The sequence below is a fragment of the Williamsia sp. Y712 genome, from assembly GCF_059445525.1.
Window position 1 is genome coordinate 449,757 of sequence record NZ_JCAIUN010000003.1, and the last position, 17,226, is coordinate 466,982.

A 17,226-nucleotide genomic window follows, 5' to 3' on the forward strand; every position below is an offset into this window, starting at 1 on the left:
ACAGACATTGAGACAGGCGATACGGGATTCAGGACATCTGACGAGACTTCGGTAGCGTTCCGACGAAGGTGCCCGGTGTCGTTCCCATGACACGCCGGAAGGCGTCGATGAAGGTGCTCGGCTGTGCGTAGCCCAGCAGTTCGGAGGTGGTTTGGACCTCGCAGCCTTCAGTCAACAAGGTCAGCGCCTGGTGGACTCGCAGGACCTGTCGCCACTGTGCGAACGGCAGCCCCGTGGTGCTGCGGAACACCCGTGTGATCGTGCGCTCGCTGATGCCCAAGGTGCGCGCCCATTCATCCAATGCGCGGCCGTCCGCTGGATTCTCCAGTAGCGCCTTGGCGATCGCGTCGATTCTGGGATCACCCGGCAATTGCAGTGTGAGTTGATGTTTCGACGGCTCGAGTACGTCGAACACAACCGCCTCGGCCCTGGCTCGGGCGGTGCCATCGAGATCGGTGCGTCCCAGATGGGTGAGTAGAGACTCCAGCACCGGAGTCATTTTGATGGTGGTTGGGTCTACGAACGCAACGGGTGTCTGATGGGGAGCGAAATACGCGTCAGAGAACTGCGCATTCGCGGTCAGCCGTCCCGCGTGGACTGTCCCGGCCGGTAGCCATAGCGCGTCTCCATCCGAGACGGTGAACACGCGTTGGTCGATGATCGCCGTCAGCGTTCCCTTGCGTACCCACACCAGCTCGTGCGTGGGATGCGAGTGCGGTTCGTACTCCAACGGCACACCGGCCGTTTCCGACTCGGCGAAGATGACGAACGACAGCGGCGTCTTGTCGGTGATCGTTGTGGCCCGGCGGACCACCGTGCCCCGCTCGCGCCGCCACGACCCGACGCCCGCGTGATCACGAGTGGGCGAGGCCATGCCGATGACGATACGTCAGCCCGAGGCGCCGGCGACTCGGTGAACTTCGATCAGTCGTCCGGCGATCGGTGCCTGTAGCTTCGGCCCGTGGGGTTTTCGCCGATAGGGCTCATCGTCAGTCTTGCGGTACTCGCTCCTAACCTTCTCCTGCTGTTGTTTCCGCCCAGAACCCCGATTCCACCGGCCGCTGTGGCGTGGCCGCTGAGGTGGCTGGAACGCGGAGGGCAGGCCTTGTGTCTGGTTGTTCCGGCGATCACCCAGTCCGGGACCGTCGTGCATTGGTGGGCTGCACCGACTTTGGCTTGTCTGGTGCTCTACTACGCTCTCTGGGCTCGCTACTTCGTGACGGGCCGCGCCGGTGCCGCGCTGTATCGGCCGTTGTGGCAGGTACCGGTGCCCATGGCGATCCTGCCGGTCCTGGTCTTTCTCGGCACCGCGGCTTGGCTCGGCAACGGTTGGATTGCGGCGGCAGCAGCCATCTTCGCAATCGGGCATCTGCCGACGGCGTTGAGTACCTCGGATGCCGTCCAGGGCCGCCGCTGACGCTGGAGTCTTTGCAGGTTGGGGACTCGATTTCTCGCATTCGGCTCCGTGTCATATGCTGATTCAGCTCCCAAAGGAGAACACCGGCCCCCTTCGTCTAGCGGCCTAGGACGCCGCCCTTTCAAGGCGGTAGCGCGGGTTCGAATCCCGTAGGGGGTACGCATTGCCATCGTCGCCTGATGGCAGAGCAAGCATGGCCCTGTAGCGCAGTTGGTTAGCGCGCCGCCCTGTCACGGCGGAGGTCGCGGGTTCGAGTCCCGTCAGGGTCGCAAGAAATTTCGACTAGGTATCCAGGTTCGCCTGAGTGTCGTTCGGCCAGGTAGCTCAGTTGGTACGAGCGTCCGCCTGAAAAGCGGAAGGTCGTCGGTTCGATCCCGACTCTGGCCACCATTGTTTCTGTAGTTCAGAAGCGTTCCTATTGAATCCCGTTGCGATTTCAGGCCTTTGTCGGCTTATGGATACAGATCTCGGTCGAGGTGCTGCGTACTGGCGTACTAGGAAAACGTGCGCGTGCCCTCAGGTGAGACGACTGTGAGGACCACCTCGGACAGCGAGGTGGTCTGTGCTGCAGCGAAGAGCGCTCGTGCATTTACGGCACATAAACTTTCTGATGGTCCGAAGGCGGCTGAAGTGCCGACGATCTGTGTGGATTCTCGGTGTACCAGGGTCGCCAGCTCGCGGGGCTGAATTGGTCGGCTGTCAGCCAGGTTTCGCTCCAACAGGTCGTCGAAGATCCCGTCGGCGAGGGCGTGCTCGAGTAGGTAGTCCTTGACGAGGTCAGCATCGAGCTCCCGAAAGCTGTCACGGTTGGGCACCTGCGACGCTACTGCTGTCGACTTGCCCGCTCCCGGTGCTCCGGCCTTCACGCCTCCGGACTGCCCCTCGCAGTCCGGTTCGCCGGTGTCATTCGGCGACTGCCGCCTCGGTGAGCTTGTCCACGTTGAGGTTCATCAGCTCGGCGTACTCAGCGAAGGTGAGGCGCTGCTGTTGATAAGCGCGGGTGATGTCGTCCCAGCTTCCCCGGCGATAGTGGTCGGTATCAATGCCGTTCACCACGGGGGTATGGCCGAACGTGAACGGCCAAGCACGAAGGATCGTCATCATCTCGGCCGAGTCGATTTCCCCAGCATCGCGGCGGTCCAGGATTTCCGTGGGTGTCTCGGCAGAATCGTCGGCGGCTTTAAGGATGCGGCCGACCTGCGGCTGTGACAGTTCGGCGAGCTTGGCGATCTCGACCTGGCTTTCCCCGGCGCGGGCAGCCTGGCGGATCAACCGGTTGCGGCGTTTGCGGGCCAGCCGCTCCTGGGCATTGACCTGGCGGAGGCCCTGGCCTGCATTTCTGCAAGCCAGAGCCCCTATCGGTGTCCCAGTCGGCAACGCCTGGCGCGTTGACGAAACTCAACTGATCCTTCTGAGTGATCGTCTTGCGCTGGGCCCGTCCTGCCGGATTAGTTGACGCTGACTCCGCGGTTGTTGAGCCACACCTCGGGGTCGATCTTGGTGCCGTCTGTGTCCCACACTTCGTAGTGCAGATGCGGACCGGTGGATTGTCCGCGGTTGCCGACGGTGGCGATCTGTTCGCCGGCCCGTACCTGCTGGCCGGGCGTCACAAAGCTCTCGTCGACGTGCCCGAAGACGCCGATGGTGCCATCGTCCTGCTGGACCCGAACCCACTGTCCGAAACCGTCGGCGGGACCGGACTCGAGAACTGTTCCGTCGGTGACCGCGTAAACCGGGGTGCCGATGTCGTTGGCGATGTCCAGGCCGTAGTGGGTGGTGCCCCATCGAGCGCCGTAGCGCGAGGTGATCGTGCCCGAGGCCGGCGATGCCGTGGCCCCTGCGCCTGGTTCGAACAGGTTCGGCGGCAGTAGGTCGCGAACGAGGTCGTCGAGTGGTGCAGGCAGCGTCACGTCCGAGGGCAGCGATGACAATGCGGGATGCGCAGCCAGCGGGGAGATGTCCGCGAGGTTGATCGGGGTGGGCGCAGGCTGTGCGGCGGCCTGGGCGGCTCCGCCGACTGTCAGACCGATCGCGCCGGCCATGGCCACGAACGCGCCTGCTGTCGCCGCTGCCGGCACGGCGCTGGTTCGTGCGGCCCGGTGCTGGCCCCCACGGCCACTGCGCGACGCGCAATCCGCGAGTGCCATGGTCGAGGGCAGAGATGGGACCTGGGCATTCAGTCGGTGTCGAGCCACAAATATGTCCGTTTCGTAAGAGGTAACTTTTTGGTATCAGCAAGGACACGGAAAGGTTACTACGAACGCCCTGGGTTGTTGCAAGCGGGCCGAGGGAGGCGTCAGACACATGTCGCCGCTCACCGAGGCTGCCGGTACGCGATGCCGCCGCGAAGGGGCTTGTGAGAACCGAGTAGCGCAGTACCCGTGTGTACAACCGAACCAGGTGGAACCGTCGTCTCAATGATGCAGACGACTGGCTTGGGGTGATCAACATGGCGTCCACTACCGAAATCCGGGAACGCAACCGGAAGGTTCTCTCCCGTGGTGTCGCGACCTGCGCGGCAGTTGCCTGGGCGGCAGTCCTGATTGCGTACGGTGACGATGCGGCCACGCCGCCTCGAGACTCTCCGCCGCCCGCAACAATCAGCTCGGCGCAATAAGACAGAAGCAATGGGCAGGGCCCCGGCATGCGTTGCAAGCCGGGGCCCTGCCTTCGTTTGCCGCGCAAGCGTCAGTCGGTCAGCCACATTTCTTCGGGCAGTGGTGATCCGAGTCCGTACATGACGATGCCCTGGACGTTGGTTCCGGCGATCACCGAGGGGGTCGACCGGACAAAGAACACACCGGGAACAACTTCGGCGATGCGCTCCTGGGCGGTGTCGTAGGCCGCCTTACGCTCCTCGACGGTGGTGCCGACGCGACCGGCGTCGAGCGCTGCATCGAGCTGGGGGTCACTGATTCCACTCATGTTGCCCTTGGACTGGGAATGGAAGCTCGTCCACAGTTCGGTATCGGGGTCCAGGACATTCGCCGAGGTGACCACCATCTCGAAGTCCCGTCCGGCCACGACGGAGCCGATTGCGCTGGAATCGAGGGCATTGATCCCGACTTTGACGTTGTCGTAGGCGCTCAGCTGGGCCTGCACGGCCTCGCCGGTCTGCTTGTTCTCGGTCGTCGAGAACGAGGTGAAGTCGAACGAGACGGGCTTGCCTTCGGCAGCCAGTTCGTCGAACAGGGCCTGGGCTTCGGCTTTGTTGTTCTCTGACAACGGGATATCGCTGTAGAACGGGGATGCCTCAGGGAACAGGGTCGTCGGCACCACTCCCGCGCCGTTGTAGACAACGGTGTTGATGGTGTTGAGATCCAAGGCCAAGGACACGGCCTTGCGAGCCCTCTCGTCGTCGAATGGTGCGCGTCGGGTGTTCATCGCCATGTAGTAACCACCGCCGGCATCGACGAGTTCGTTCTTCAACCCGGCACCCTCGGCCTTTTGCAGGTTCGCGGCGTTCGATTCAGAGGCGAGGTCGACAGCGTTGCTCATGACGGCGTTGTAGCGCTGAGCGGCGTCAGGAACGAACTGAATCGTGAGTGTGTCGAGGTACGGCTTGGGTGCGTCCCAGTAGCCCGGGTTCTTCGTGAGTGCAATTTCGTCCTGGCGGGTCCAACTGGTCAGGGTGAACGGGCCGGCGCCGATCGGTGCCTTGTCGAACTCCTGCTTGCCCTTCTGCAGAGCGGTCGGGGATGCGACCCAGTTCAGGGCACTGGTGACGACTGCTTGGTCGAAGTGCGAATTCGCCGCGACCATCGTCACTTTCAACGTCGTCGGGTCGATCACCTCGGTGCCGGCGATCTGTGGGCTGAACTTGCTCGCCCCTGATCCCAGCGCGGGGTCACGCATGCGCTCCCAGTTGAACTTGACCGCTTCCGCATCGAGCGGAGTCCCGTCGGTGAACATCAGGCCCGGCCGAAGTTTCATCGTGTAGGTGCTGCCGCCGTCGGTGGTCGAAAAGTCTTCGGCCATCTTGTATTCGATGTCGAGCGATCCGGGTTTGTTGATCATCAATGTCCCGTAGATCGCATTGCCGATTTCGGGTTGGCTCGCCCAGACATTTCCCAGTGCTGCCGGGTCCAGGGTGCGTGGCTCGCTGACCTGGATGATGCGTCCGGCACCGCCGGCCACCGGATCCCCGACGTCCGCCGACGATCCGCCGGGGGAGGAGGACGAACCACAGGCGGTCAGTAGGAGGGTCGCAGAACACACCGCAGCGATTGCCGCAGTGAATAGACGTCTTTGTCGAATCATCGTCGACCTTTCATTGAATTGAATTGTGGGCGAACCGAATGAGGTTGGAGAGATGAAAGAGCGGACTCTCCGGTCAGCGACTGGTGATCACATCGGTTCCCGATGCGGGCCTGCCAATTGACCACCGTCGACAACGAGAGATGTGCCGGTGCAGTAGGAACTCTCGTCGGAGGCGAAGAACAGAACTGCGTTGGCGACGTCCTCGGGTTTTCCGAATCGGGCGATCGGCTGCTTCTCCATCGCCGAGACGAGTCGAGTGCGCACCGTTCCGGTGGCCTTGAGCATCATCGGTGTCTCGATGAATCCGGGATGGACGGAGTTGACCCGCACGTTGTACGGGCCACCCTCGAAGGCAACGGCTTTGGTGAGACCCGTGACCGCGAACTTGGATGCGACATACGTTGTCATCCCCGCGACACCGACGAGCCCGTCGATCGACGAGATGTTGACGATCGACCCACCACCGTTGGCCCGCATGATGGGTAGCGCGGTGCGGGTGCCCATCCACACCGAGGAGACGTTGAGTTCAAGGATGTTGTGATGACCCTCGTACACTTCATCAACGATGTTGCCGACGCCGCGACCGCCACCGGCGTTGTTCACGAGCACGTCCAGCGGCGCGAAGTGCTCACTCGTCACCCGTAGTAGCTGATCCCAATCGTCTTGCGAGGTCACGTCGGCGTGCACGAAGAGTGCCTGCGGACCCAGTTCATCAGCGACCGTCTTACCCGGTTCGTCATTGACATCAGCGATCACGACTCGTGCACCTTCACGCAGGAATCGACGTGCGGTCTGCGCTCCGATGCCGCTGGCACCGCCTGTCACCACTGCGACCTTGCCTTCAAGCCTGTCACCCATGAATCTGGTCCTCTTCTTCCGCTCTCGCGGATCACGTTGTTCCGCGGCCATATTCGCGCCGCGGTGGGGGGGGGGGGTACCTGTTGTCGATTCTTCTTGTCGTCGGCGTCTAGGCCATGAATGAACCACCGTTGATCCGCACCACCTGGCCGGTGATGAACGCACCGGCGGAAGAGGCGAGTTGCAGGGCCGACAGCGCGATGTCGCGGGTGGTGCCGACCACCCCGATCGGCGACGCCGTTGTCATCATCGTGATGTATTCATCGCGCTTGCCGTGATCGATGGAACCGTCGGCATCGGTCCAGTGCTGATTGGTCATACCTGTCTCGACCCATCCAGGAGCGATGGCGTTGACGCGGATGCCGGCCGGCCCCAACTCCAGTGCGAAGGTTCGGGTCAACTGCGCCACACCACCTTTCGATATCGCATAGGTGATGCGTCCGGGGCTGGACCGGTCGAGGATGGCCGAGGTGAGATTGATGATGCTCCCGCCGGCCGGCATCACCCGGCCCGCTGCCTGGCACGCGAAGAACGTGCCGCCGACATTGATGCGAAGTACTTTCTCGAGTTCCTCGGGTGTCACCTCGAGTGCATTTCGCATGATCATGATGCCTGCCGCGTTGACCAGGATGTCCAGCCGGCCATGTTGGGCGACAACATCATCGACGGTCCTGGATACCGCCGCGGGATCGGAGACGTCCAGGTGCCGGGTATCGATGGACAGGCCTTCGTTCCCGGCACGGATACGGGTCTGCGCCAGACCGGATTCGTCGATGTCTGTGGCGATCACACGCGCCCCAGCCGACGCGAGCACGATCGCCGTCTCTTGGCCGATGCCACTGCCTCCGCCGGTGATGAGCGCGACTTTGTCGGTAACGAGAAAAGCGTCGGTCACAGCCGGGATGTGGCCGTCGGTCATAGGATGCTCCGTTCTGGCCCCGCGGCCGCTGATCACAGACGTTCCGGCGGTCGGGCTAGGACGACGCATTCGAGAACGCGGCGTTGCGGCCGATCTGGTCTTCGGTCATGCGCCAGGGACTCTGGATCACTGCGCCACCGTCGACGACCAGCGTCTGACCGGTCATCTTCGCGGACAGGCCGGAGGCGAGGAACAGGACGGTATCGGCGATGTCGCGCCCGCGAGGTGGTGCGAGTGCATTGACGACATCCTCACCGAACGGGATTTCCGGGAGATCCCAGTTGCCACCGCCGACGTTGCCGGGTGCGATCGAGTTGACCCGTACGCCGTGCTTGCCGTATTCGTCGGCGAACGTCTTGACGAGCGAGACGACGCCGGCCTTGGCTGCTCCATATCCGGCATGGAAGCGGGACGAACCGATTCCGTCGACCGAGGTGATGGCGATGAGTGAGCCGCCCTTCTCATTCAGGATCAGGTGCGGGATAGCAGCTTTGAACACATAGAAGACCTGCGTGAGATTGAGGAGGATCTGCGCGTCCCAATCTTCATCCGGGATGTCGGCGGCCTTGCTCCACATTGCACCGCCGACGATGTCGACGCATACGTCCAGCCCTCCCATCTGAGCCGCGGCCTCGTCGACCGCACGCCGAGCCTCACCGGAGTCGAGCACGTCGGCAACGATCGCGAATGCCTTGCCGCCCTCGGCGGTTATCTCCCGGACGGTCTGGTCGGCGCGTTCGGCGTCCTTGTCGACACAGGCGACGGTGGCACCGGCCCTGGCGAGCTGCAACGCGGAACCACGCCCGTTCCCGGCACGCATGGGGATGAATCCCGCGCCGACGACGATGGCGCGGGCCCCGTCCAGTCCTAGATCGATCATGTTGAGTTCTCGGCTTTCTCTTGTGTGGTCGGTGCAGTAGGCGTCAGGTTGTGGTGTGCGTCGGAGGCTTCAGGCCACGGTTTCGAGTTCGTCGGTTCCGTCGGTGTCCGAAGAGCTCTGTGCCACAGCGGAAAACGTGAAGTCGGCCCGATTGAGATGCAGTAGCCGCGTTGCGAGTTCCAGTCCGGATATCGGGGTACTCGTACCCAGCCGTCCGTGCTCATTGACGTAGTAGTTCCGCTTCGGGTTCGCGGCAGGATCGAGCCAGATGAGTTTGCTTGCCTCGTCGTCGACCGCATTGTTGTACTCCCAGAAGGCCTCGTCGGTGACCTCGGCGCAAGTGTTCCCGTCTTCCACGACGGCGACGATCACCCTGGCGATGTAGCCCACCCACGACTCCATCCACGCGGGGAGTCCGCCGACGCCGATGCCGCCACCGGTTGCCGGCTGCGCGTTGGGGCCATAGAGCACGAACAGATTCGGGAACTCGGGAATTGCCAGGCCCAGGTATGCCCGCGGACCTCCCGGCAGATTCCAGCGATCTTCGATACTGACACCGCCGCGTCCGCGGAAGTCGATCGGCCACAACCATTTCGTCACCTCGAAGCCGACTGCGCTGAGCGCCATGTCGATTCTTCTCTCGGTGCCGTCGACGGTGACGATCCCATGCTCGGTGAACTTTTCGATGCCGTCGGTCACCAGTTCCACGTTGTCCCGGGTGAGCGATCGGTACCAGCCGTTGTCCACCACCGGACGTCGTGCCGCGGGCGTGTAGTCGGGTACGAGCTTTTCGACGAGGTCGGCGCGGTCATCGACCTGGGAACGGATGTACTGGGTCAGATTCGCCCGGAGTCGGTCGTTGCTCTTGCTGAAAATGCCACCGGCAGCGCGCCATTCGGGATCGGGCTGGATCGTGTCGCGGGGATTGTTGGGTTTGAGTGCCGTGGTGCGGGCCCAATTCCAGTAATGCGGGATGTTGTCGAGAATCCACCGCATCTCCGGGCTCACGGTTTCGCCGTATCCTTCGCGGGGCGCGATCCACTGGGGGGTTCGCTGGTACACATGAACCTGCTCGGCGTCCTCCGCGATCCGAGACAGAATCTGGACTCCGGTGGAACCGTTGCCGATAATCGCGACCGATTTGCCCTTCGCGCTGTGCTCGTCGGTCCACTCCGTCGTATGAATGATTTCACCGGTGAAGTCCTCGATACCCTTGGTGTCGAGCCTCTTCGGAGTCGAGAACAGTCCCGTCGCAGTAACGACAAAGTTGCTGGTCACGTTCTCGGACACGCCATCACGGTCGGCCACCTGCAGCGACCACATCGACGTCGACTCATCGAACTCGGCAGCCTGTACCTCGTGCTCGAACCTGATGTTCTGGAATACGTTGTATGACTTCGCGACCATCTCGAGATAGCTGCGCACCTCGGGTTGTCGCGCGAATTGTTCGGTCCACGGATGGTTTTTCACGAAGCTGTACTCGTACGTGGTGCTCGCTGTGTCGACGCGCGCATCCGGGTACGTGTTGATGGCCCAGGTTCCCCCGACATCTGGTCGCCGCTCGTAGAGCACGTACGAGATATCGAGTTGTTCGAGTTGGACGGCCATCGCGATTCCGCACAGGCCCGCGCCGACGATGACAACGGTGAAATCGTCTGCACGGTCCGGGCGCTGCTCGGTCCACTTCGTGAAAAGCGGGAACTTCTCAACCGCGGGCATGGTCCGCGCCACCGCGAACTCTGCGTCGGTGAGCTCGTGACCCAGAGCGAGTTCCATCATCGAGCGGAGTTCATCTTCGTCGAGTTCTCGCGGGATGTACGTGGCGGCATTGTTGGCCACGAACTCTTCGGCTTTGCGGAACAGGTCGGCCCGCGATTCTTCGGCAATAGTCATCTCGAACGCGGCGCCGCTGCGGATCGGCACCAGCTCCAGCTTCATTGCCGCGAGCTCTTCATCGCCGGTGGCGTGCAGCAGTGCCAGTCGCAGGGCGTGAAGATTCGAACTTTCCAAAGCTTTTCTCATGAACAAGCGATTCACCATTTCCCACTATTTTTCAGCATTTCGAAACCAGTTTCGGAACTTGGTGGATTACGCTAGCCTGAGGCGAAGATCACGTCAACGATTTGCTCACAGAAGGATTTGGATGGCCCTCTCGGCGCGGCGCGCATTGCAAGTACTGGACTTTCTGACGGTGAATGAGCGCGGCACCTTCACTCTCAGCGAGCTCTCGAAGGCGCTGGATGTGAGTCCGGGCTCGATGTTTGCGGTGCTCAAGACCATGGGCGAGGGGGGTTACGTGTCGCGGCACCCGCGCCACAAGACGTACACACTCGGTCCCGCGGTGTTGGCTGCCGGGCACGCGGCAGCGGGAGCCAACCCGGTTATCGAACTGGCGCGCCAGGAGTTGGCAGCGCTGGCGGCGACGACCGGACACGAGTGCACGGGCACCGTCATGGTCGGCAGGGACATCCTCTGTATTGCCGTAGAAGGCAGGCCGACGGGGCGACAGCTCGAACTCGCGCCCGGACAGCGGATACCACTGCAGCCCCCGTTCGGGCAGCCCTTCATGGCATGGATGGCCCCGGCCGAGTTGCGCGAGCGGATCTTGGAAATGCCGGCAGACCTGCACGAACGCGTGACCGACTATCTCCAGTCATACGGTCCGGCCGTACGGCAAAGGGGTTACACGGTGGGTCTGGACGATCCGAACCCCGTACGACGTTCACTGACCCACGACCTCGCCGAACGCCCGAATGATCTCGGTCTCCGCGAAGCCCTGCTCGAACAGTTCTTTGACGACCAGCCGAACTATGCGGTTTTGCAGGTCGATCCGGATGTCGAATACACCGTCGGGAACATCGCGGCGCCGGTCTTCGACCCCGACGGCCGGGTTGTCTTCTGCCTCACCCTGCTTCACATCGGCAAGCTCGTCGGCAAAGAGATCGCGACGGCAGCGCAGCCCGTCATCGCCTCGGCGCAGTTGTTGACGAGGCAGATCGGCGGTCGCGCGCCAACCCATGACTGGAATGAACCACTTTGAGAGGCAGGCGATGACCGAAACAGAGTTTGCTGCAGCCGATCCGGACGTCAGCGTCGAAGTCGAACAACTCGACTTCGCGGGCGTACCGGTGCTGCGGATCCGGCCGTGCTGCGCAGGTACCGATACCGCCTTGCTTCATTTCCACGGCGGTGGCTACCGCAAAGGGTCCCCGCAGATGTTCTCCGAGAGCGTGTCTCGAATCGCGGTCGCCTGCAAGACCCAGGTGTTCTCCGTGGGCTATCGCCTCTCGACCGAGAGTGCGTTCCCCGCTGCGGTGGACGATGCGCTGACCGCCTACCGGTTGATCATCGAACAGATCGGGCCCGAACGTCTGGTGCTGTGGGGGGATTCTGCGGGAGGTGGACTGGCCGCGGCGCTGTTGCTGCGGATACGGCAACTGGAGATATCGGCTCCCGCCGGCGCATTCCTGTTCTCACCCTGGGCCGACCTGCGTAATACTGCCGCGAGTTTTGCCGAGAATGCCGCAACCGACGCCCGCTTCTCGCTCGACCAGGCGACCGAAGCTGCAGCGGGCTACCTGGCCGGGACCCCGGAGACGGATCCGCTGGCCTCGCCGGTCCTGGGAGATTGGGCGGGTCAGCCGCGAATCATCGTGCAGGTCAGTGATTCCGAGGTGCTCCGGGACGACTCGTTGCTCCTGTGTCGCACCGCCGCCGAAGCGGGGGTCGACGTGCGTCTGAAGGTGCACGAAGGGGAACCGCACATCTGGAACCTCTCGTATCCGTCAACCCCCGGTTCAACTCTCGCGATCGAGTACATGGTCGAGCAACTCTCAGAGCTGCTCGATCCGATTGCACACACCTGAGGCCAGCTCGCCGCATCAAGCCAGAAAACACACTTCAGATCGTGAAAGGAACTGTTAAGCAGATGAGTTCGACGATCAGCGCGATTCCCGTTCGAGACCTCCCCGACCACCTGAGAGCGCACTACGAGGCGATGGGGTGGTGGACGGATGAGTCGCTCGGAGAAATTCTCGGGAAAGGTTTGAACGACTCTGCCGGGGTCCACTTCCGGATTCATTCGAAGGTTCGGCCGTATTCGGGAACATTGGCCGACGTCGAACTGGTTGCCCGTCGGCTGGCGGCAGGATTGCGGGCCCGCAGTGTGCGAGCAGGGGATGTCGTCGCCTTTCAACTCCCGAACTGGATGGAGGCGGCGGCCACGTTCTGGGCATCGTCGTTACTCGGTGCAGTGGTCGTACCGATCGTGCATTTCTATGGCCCAAAGGAATTGGGTTTCATACTCGAGCGCGCCAAGCCGCGTGTGTTCATCACTGCCGATCGGTTCGGGCGGATGACGTACGTTCCGGAGGTCAGTGCAGCAGTACCGATCGTGGGTGTGGTCGGTCTGAACTTCGACGACCTGCTCGATGATGTTCCGATGGTCGGCTCCCTCGACGTCGACCCGGCCAGTCCGGCATTGATCGCGTACACCTCGGGGACGACGCGTGACCCGAAGGGTGTCATCCACACTCACCAGACGCTGGCATTCGAGACGCGGCAACTACTCGCGAACTACCAGGCGGACCGCGGCAGGCAACTCACCGCGCTCCCGGTCGGCCACTTCATCGGCATGTTGGGGGCTTTCCTGGTCCCGGTGCTCGAGGGGACCCCGGTCGACCTCTGCGACGAGTGGGATCCGACCAGGGTGATCGCCCTGATGGATTCCGATGGTGTCGCGATCGGTGGCGGACCGACGTACTTCGTGACCAGTCTGTTGGACCATCCCGACTTCACCCCGGACCATCTGCATTACCTCAAATACATCGGACTCGGCGGCTCGACTGTTCCCGCCGCGGTCACCCGGCGCCTCTCCGACCTGGGCATCATCGTCACCCGGTCGTATGGGAGCACCGAACATCCATCGATCACCGGATCGGTCACAACTGCTCCCGAAGACAAGCGACTGCTGACCGATGGCAATCCCAAGCTGGGCGTCGAGATCCGGCTGGGGGAAGACGGCGAAATTCTCAGCCGCGGACCGGATCTGTGCCTGGGCTATACCGACCCGGAGTTGACGGCACAGGCGTTCGACGAGGATGGCTGGTATCGCACCGGTGATATCGGGGTGATCGACGACGATGGTTATCTGATGATCACAGATCGTAAGTCCGACATCATTATTCGCGGTGGCGAGAATGTGAGTGCCGCGCAGGTCGAGGACGTTCTGCTCGAAATGTTCGCGATTGCGGAAGCGGTGGTGGTCGCGGCGCCGGACAAGCGACTCGGGGAACGCACTGCCGCGGTGGTGCGGGTGAAACCCGGGCAGATGATGCCGACGCTCTCCGAGGTTCAACAGCATTTCGCAGATGCGGGCACGGCCAGACAGAAATGGCCGGAAGAGCTCCACGAGGTGGACGACTTTCCGCGGACAGCGTCCGGCAAGGTCAAAAAACACCACGTGCGGCGACAGATCGCCGACCTCCATATCGAAGGTGTCAGATGACATAAACGGGGCTCACGCACCACGGGCTGTCGGAGGCGACAGGCCGTTTCGCATACTGCAGCATTTGAATATGTTGTGGTAGCGCCTATTTGGCGCGCCGATTTCAGATTTCGGATCGGCGTTGTAGTTTTGCGTCCGCGAACTACACAATTCGCGTGGTTATAACCGCGGCTATTCAATTGGCATGCGAGTTTGTCTTTTGCTCTGGTCGGAAGTGTCCCCTGAGAAAAGTCCGATTTGGGTATTGCCATCGAGAGGACCGCTCTTCTATGGTGAGAGCACAGTCGCTGTCAATGCGGCGTTTGTCACAAGAAACCAGTGAAAGCGCTCAGGGTTGCACATGCCGTGGAGCGCAGCCCGTTCCGCGTAATCACCATGAATCGGCATGTCACCTGTTCCTTCTGCCCGTTGCTCAGGACGAAAGTTGACTATTCATGCTTCGCACAATTGCGACGCGTCTCGCGCGCAGTATTGCTGTGGTCCTATTGGTGACCATTGCGGTGGTGAGTTTGCTGAGTTTGGCTCCCGGTTCTGCATCGCAGGTCATTCTTGGTGACAATGCAACCCCCGAAGCCGTTGCGGAAATGGATGCGCAGTTGGGGCTTGACAGGCCGGTGTGGTCACAGTATCTGGACTGGCTGGGTAATGCGGTGACCGGGGACCTCGGTACCTCGCCTTTGACGAATCAGTCTGTCACCGAAGCCATCTTCGAGCGACTGCCGGTGACGTTGGAGCTGGCAGCATTGGGTCTGTTGATCGCCTTGGTGGTCTCGATCGTGATGGGTGTGATCTCGGCGTCACGGCCCGGGTCAGCCCTGGATCGCGGCATCAACGCGCTCTCGGCGGTCTTCTTGTCGGTGCCGGCATTCATTGCCGGTCCGATCCTCATCTACTTCTTCGCGATCCAGCTGCAGATGTTCCCGGTGCTCGGATGGTCCGATATCAGTGACGGATTGGGTTTGAATCTGCAGAGCGCCCTGCTGCCCGCGATCGCGATCGCACTGACCGAGATCGCCTCCTTCCACCGGTTGTTGCGCACCGACCTGATCGGCACCCTCGGTGAGGACTACATCGCCGCGGCCCGCGCGAAAGGGATGTCGGGCACCTACGTGATGTTCCGGCATGCCTTCCGGCCCTCGTCGTTCTCATTGATCACCCTGGCCGGAATCAATTTGGGCCGGTTGATCGGCGGCACGGTGATCGTCGAAACACTGTTCGGTCTACCAGGTTTGGGGCAACTGATCGCCGCGTCCATCACCACCCGCGACCTGATCATGGTGCAGGGCATCGTGGTGTTCGTCGCCGTCGTCTATGTCTCCATCAACACCATCGTCGATCTCAGTTATGGACTGATCGACCCACGCGTCCGGAAGGTGGCGGCCACAGCATGACCGACATGATCACCAAAGAACCCCTCCCCGCCGCCGGCCCGCATACCGAACCCGCGACACCGGTGCTTGTGGTCCCGGCGGTTCGCAAACCCCGCTCGTTTCTGGTGTACCTGTCAGTGGGCTGGCTGGTCGCACTGATCCTGGCAGCGCTGTTCGCCAACCTGCTTCCCATCGCCCCTTACGACACCCCCGTGGGCGCACCCCGACTGAATCCGGCCTTCGGATCACTCGATCTGCTCTTGGGGACCGACAACTTCGGACGCTCCGAGCTGTCCCGAATCATCTACGGCGCCCGGGTCTCATTGGTCGTGGGAACCGTTGCCGGACTGGTGGGGTTCATCATCGGATCGCTGATCGGATTGGTTGGTGGCTACTTCGGTCGCCACCTGGACAACGGCATCTCATTGCTGGCCGATGCCATGCTCGCCTTCCCGCCCCTGATCCTGCTGCTGGCCCTGGCCTCGATCTTCGAACCCAGTGTCACGACCATGCTCGCCGGACTGACCCTCGTCGTCGTCCCGGCTTTCATCCGCCTTTCCCGAGCCAACACGATGGCATGGTCGTCGCGAGAGTTCGTCCGCGCCGCAAGGAATATGGGTGCCGGCCACTCTCGGATCCTGTTCAAAGAGATCCTGCCCAACGTGATCGCGCCACTGGCGTCCTACCTGCCCATCGTGATGGCAGCCTTGATCGTGGCCGAAGGCTCCCTGAGCTTTCTCGGACTGGGCATACCCCCACCCACGCCCAGTTGGGGCGGAATGATCAGCGACGGCAAGGACGCGCTCGCGACGTCGCCGCACCTGGTCTTCGTGCCGGCGCTGGCCATCTTCTGCACCGTCTTCGCCCTCAATCAGCTCGGCGACCACCTCCGCATGAAGTTCGACAAGACAATCCAGCACTGAGACATGATCGAGCCGAGGAAGAGTGACCATGAGCGTTGAGTCCGAGATGGAACGGCCCGGCGACCCTTCAGAGCTCGCGAAAGGCAAGCGTGCCGGTCCGCTGCTCGAGGTGAAGAATCTTCGGGCGTATATCGGTACCGCGCGTGGGACGGTTCGGGCTGTCGACGATGTGTCCCTTTCGCTCGACACCGGTCAGGCACTCGGCGTCGTGGGGGAGTCCGGTTCGGGAAAATCGGTGATGGCCCGGGCCATCATGGGGTTGATGCCGCCGCGCTCTGCACGCTCGGGTGAGGTGACCTTTCAGGGCCGGGATCTGTTGGCCCTGAACAAGAAGGAGACGCTGGAGATCTGGGGGAAACAGATCGCCATGGTGTTCCAGGACCCGGGCCGGTCCCTCAATCCGGTGGTGCGGGTGGAGCGTCAACTCACCGAGGGGATGCGCAAGCACCTCGGTGTCAGCCGTTCCGAAGCGAGCAGCCGGGCGCTGAAACTCCTTCAGGAAGTGGGGGTTCCCGATCCGGAACGGCGGCTTCGGAACTATCCGCATGAGATGTCGGGCGGGATGCGTCAGCGGGTGATGATCGCGATCGCGCTGGCGTGCGAGCCGGACCTGCTGATCGCCGACGAGCCGACGACCGCGCTCGACGTGACCATCCAGCGCCAGATCCTGGACCTGTTGCGGCGGGTGCAACGCGAACGCGACATGGGCATGATGCTGATCAGCCACGACCTCGCCGTCGTCGCCGGACGCACCGATCGGGTGTCGGTCATGTACGCAGGCCGGCTCGCCGAAGTCGGTTCCACCCGTCAGGTTTTCGAGGCGCCGATGCATCGCTACACCCACGCGCTCCTGGGCGCCACACCGACCATCGACCATGCCCGGCACGCGCCCTTGCGGGTGATCTCGGGCTCGTTGCCCGATCCCACCGCGCCACCGTCAGGGTGCCGGTTTGCGCCGCGGTGCGAACACGCAGAGACAAACTGCGTCACACCGGGCCCGACGCTGCAATCAGCGGGCGGCGATCATCAGGTGGCGTGTCTGCACCCGGTCCTGCCGCAGCCCATCAAAACCCTCGAACTGTCCGGAAGGTAG

Annotated in this window: 16 protein-coding genes and 3 tRNA genes; 10 read left to right on the top strand and 9 right to left on the bottom strand. The window is 62.5% G+C overall.

Annotation, left to right across the window (positions count from 1 at the left end; genetic code table 11):
* Positions 1-28 precede the first annotated feature (28 nt).
* Positions 29-874, bottom strand: coding sequence for a helix-turn-helix domain-containing protein (locus AC1D75_RS21405; protein WP_495517328.1), 846 nt, complete (start codon positions 872-874; stop codon positions 29-31).
* Between the two features lie 87 nt (positions 875-961).
* Between AC1D75_RS21405 and AC1D75_RS21410 the strand changes: the two genes are divergently transcribed.
* The 4 genes from AC1D75_RS21410 to AC1D75_RS21425 all read left to right on the top strand — a co-directional run bounded on the left by AC1D75_RS21410 (position 962) and on the right by AC1D75_RS21425 (position 1,807).
* Positions 962-1,417 carry a hypothetical protein gene (locus tag AC1D75_RS21410; protein WP_495517329.1) on the top strand — a complete coding sequence of 152 codons (456 nt, stop codon included), beginning with the start codon at positions 962-964 and terminating at the stop codon, positions 1,415-1,417.
* Positions 1,418-1,503: 86 nt separating this feature from the next.
* A tRNA-Glu gene (locus AC1D75_RS21415) sits at positions 1,504-1,576 on the top strand.
* Positions 1,577-1,612: 36 nt separating this feature from the next.
* Positions 1,613-1,686 (top strand) — tRNA-Asp (locus tag AC1D75_RS21420).
* 44 nt (positions 1,687-1,730) lie between these two features.
* Positions 1,731-1,807, top strand: a tRNA-Phe gene (locus AC1D75_RS21425).
* Between the two features lie 104 nt (positions 1,808-1,911).
* Here AC1D75_RS21425 and AC1D75_RS21430 read toward each other — a convergent pair.
* The 8 genes from AC1D75_RS21430 to AC1D75_RS21465 all read right to left on the bottom strand — a co-directional run bounded on the left by AC1D75_RS21430 (position 1,912) and on the right by AC1D75_RS21465 (position 10,356).
* Complete coding sequence (locus tag AC1D75_RS21430; RefSeq protein ID WP_495517330.1) at positions 1,912-2,283, bottom strand: hypothetical protein; 372 nt, start codon at positions 2,281-2,283, stop codon at positions 1,912-1,914.
* A gap of 37 nt (positions 2,284-2,320) precedes the next feature.
* Complete coding sequence (locus AC1D75_RS21435) at positions 2,321-2,689, bottom strand: winged helix-turn-helix domain-containing protein (RefSeq protein ID WP_495517331.1); 369 nt, start codon at positions 2,687-2,689, stop codon at positions 2,321-2,323.
* Positions 2,690-2,865: 176 nt separating this feature from the next.
* Complete coding sequence (locus tag AC1D75_RS21440; protein ID WP_495517332.1) at positions 2,866-3,564, bottom strand: M23 family metallopeptidase; 699 nt, start codon at positions 3,562-3,564, stop codon at positions 2,866-2,868.
* A gap of 541 nt (positions 3,565-4,105) precedes the next feature.
* Positions 4,106-5,677, bottom strand: coding sequence for an ABC transporter substrate-binding protein (locus AC1D75_RS21445; protein ID WP_495517333.1), 1,572 nt, complete (start codon positions 5,675-5,677; stop codon positions 4,106-4,108).
* Between the two features lie 87 nt (positions 5,678-5,764).
* Entirely contained in the window at positions 5,765-6,535 is a 771-nt protein-coding gene (locus tag AC1D75_RS21450) for an SDR family NAD(P)-dependent oxidoreductase (RefSeq protein WP_495517334.1), read from the bottom strand.
* Between the two features lie 109 nt (positions 6,536-6,644).
* On the bottom strand, positions 6,645-7,454 hold the full coding sequence (locus AC1D75_RS21455) for an SDR family NAD(P)-dependent oxidoreductase (protein ID WP_495517335.1): 810 nt from the start codon (positions 7,452-7,454) through the stop codon (positions 6,645-6,647).
* A gap of 55 nt (positions 7,455-7,509) precedes the next feature.
* On the bottom strand, positions 7,510-8,334 hold the full coding sequence (locus AC1D75_RS21460; RefSeq protein WP_495517336.1) for an SDR family NAD(P)-dependent oxidoreductase: 825 nt from the start codon (positions 8,332-8,334) through the stop codon (positions 7,510-7,512).
* Between the two features lie 69 nt (positions 8,335-8,403).
* A complete protein-coding gene (locus AC1D75_RS21465; RefSeq protein WP_495517337.1) occupies positions 8,404-10,356 on the bottom strand; it encodes a flavin-containing monooxygenase in 1,953 nt (650 codons plus the stop codon).
* 121 nt (positions 10,357-10,477) lie between these two features.
* Between AC1D75_RS21465 and AC1D75_RS21470 the strand changes: the two genes are divergently transcribed.
* The 6 genes from AC1D75_RS21470 (at position 10,478) to AC1D75_RS21495 (ending at position 17,226) form a co-directional block, all read left to right on the top strand.
* The gene (locus AC1D75_RS21470) at positions 10,478-11,374 is read left to right on the top strand and encodes an IclR family transcriptional regulator (RefSeq protein ID WP_495517338.1); all 897 of its coding nucleotides are present in this window, start codon (positions 10,478-10,480) and stop codon (positions 11,372-11,374) included.
* A 10-nt stretch (positions 11,375-11,384) separates the two neighbouring features.
* The gene (locus tag AC1D75_RS21475; protein WP_495517339.1) at positions 11,385-12,200 is read left to right on the top strand and encodes an alpha/beta hydrolase fold domain-containing protein; all 816 of its coding nucleotides are present in this window, start codon (positions 11,385-11,387) and stop codon (positions 12,198-12,200) included.
* A gap of 62 nt (positions 12,201-12,262) precedes the next feature.
* The gene (locus tag AC1D75_RS21480) at positions 12,263-13,840 is read left to right on the top strand and encodes an AMP-binding protein (RefSeq protein WP_495517340.1); all 1,578 of its coding nucleotides are present in this window, start codon (positions 12,263-12,265) and stop codon (positions 13,838-13,840) included.
* 434 nt (positions 13,841-14,274) lie between these two features.
* Complete coding sequence (locus AC1D75_RS21485) at positions 14,275-15,231, top strand: ABC transporter permease (protein ID WP_495517341.1); 957 nt, start codon at positions 14,275-14,277, stop codon at positions 15,229-15,231.
* The gene (locus AC1D75_RS21490) at positions 15,228-16,133 is read left to right on the top strand and encodes an ABC transporter permease (RefSeq protein ID WP_495517342.1); all 906 of its coding nucleotides are present in this window, start codon (positions 15,228-15,230) and stop codon (positions 16,131-16,133) included. Before AC1D75_RS21485 ends, AC1D75_RS21490 begins: the two co-directional genes overlap by 4 nt.
* A 28-nt stretch (positions 16,134-16,161) precedes the next feature.
* Positions 16,162-17,226, top strand: a complete 1,065-nt coding sequence (locus AC1D75_RS21495; protein WP_495517343.1) for an ABC transporter ATP-binding protein — start codon at positions 16,162-16,164, stop codon at positions 17,224-17,226.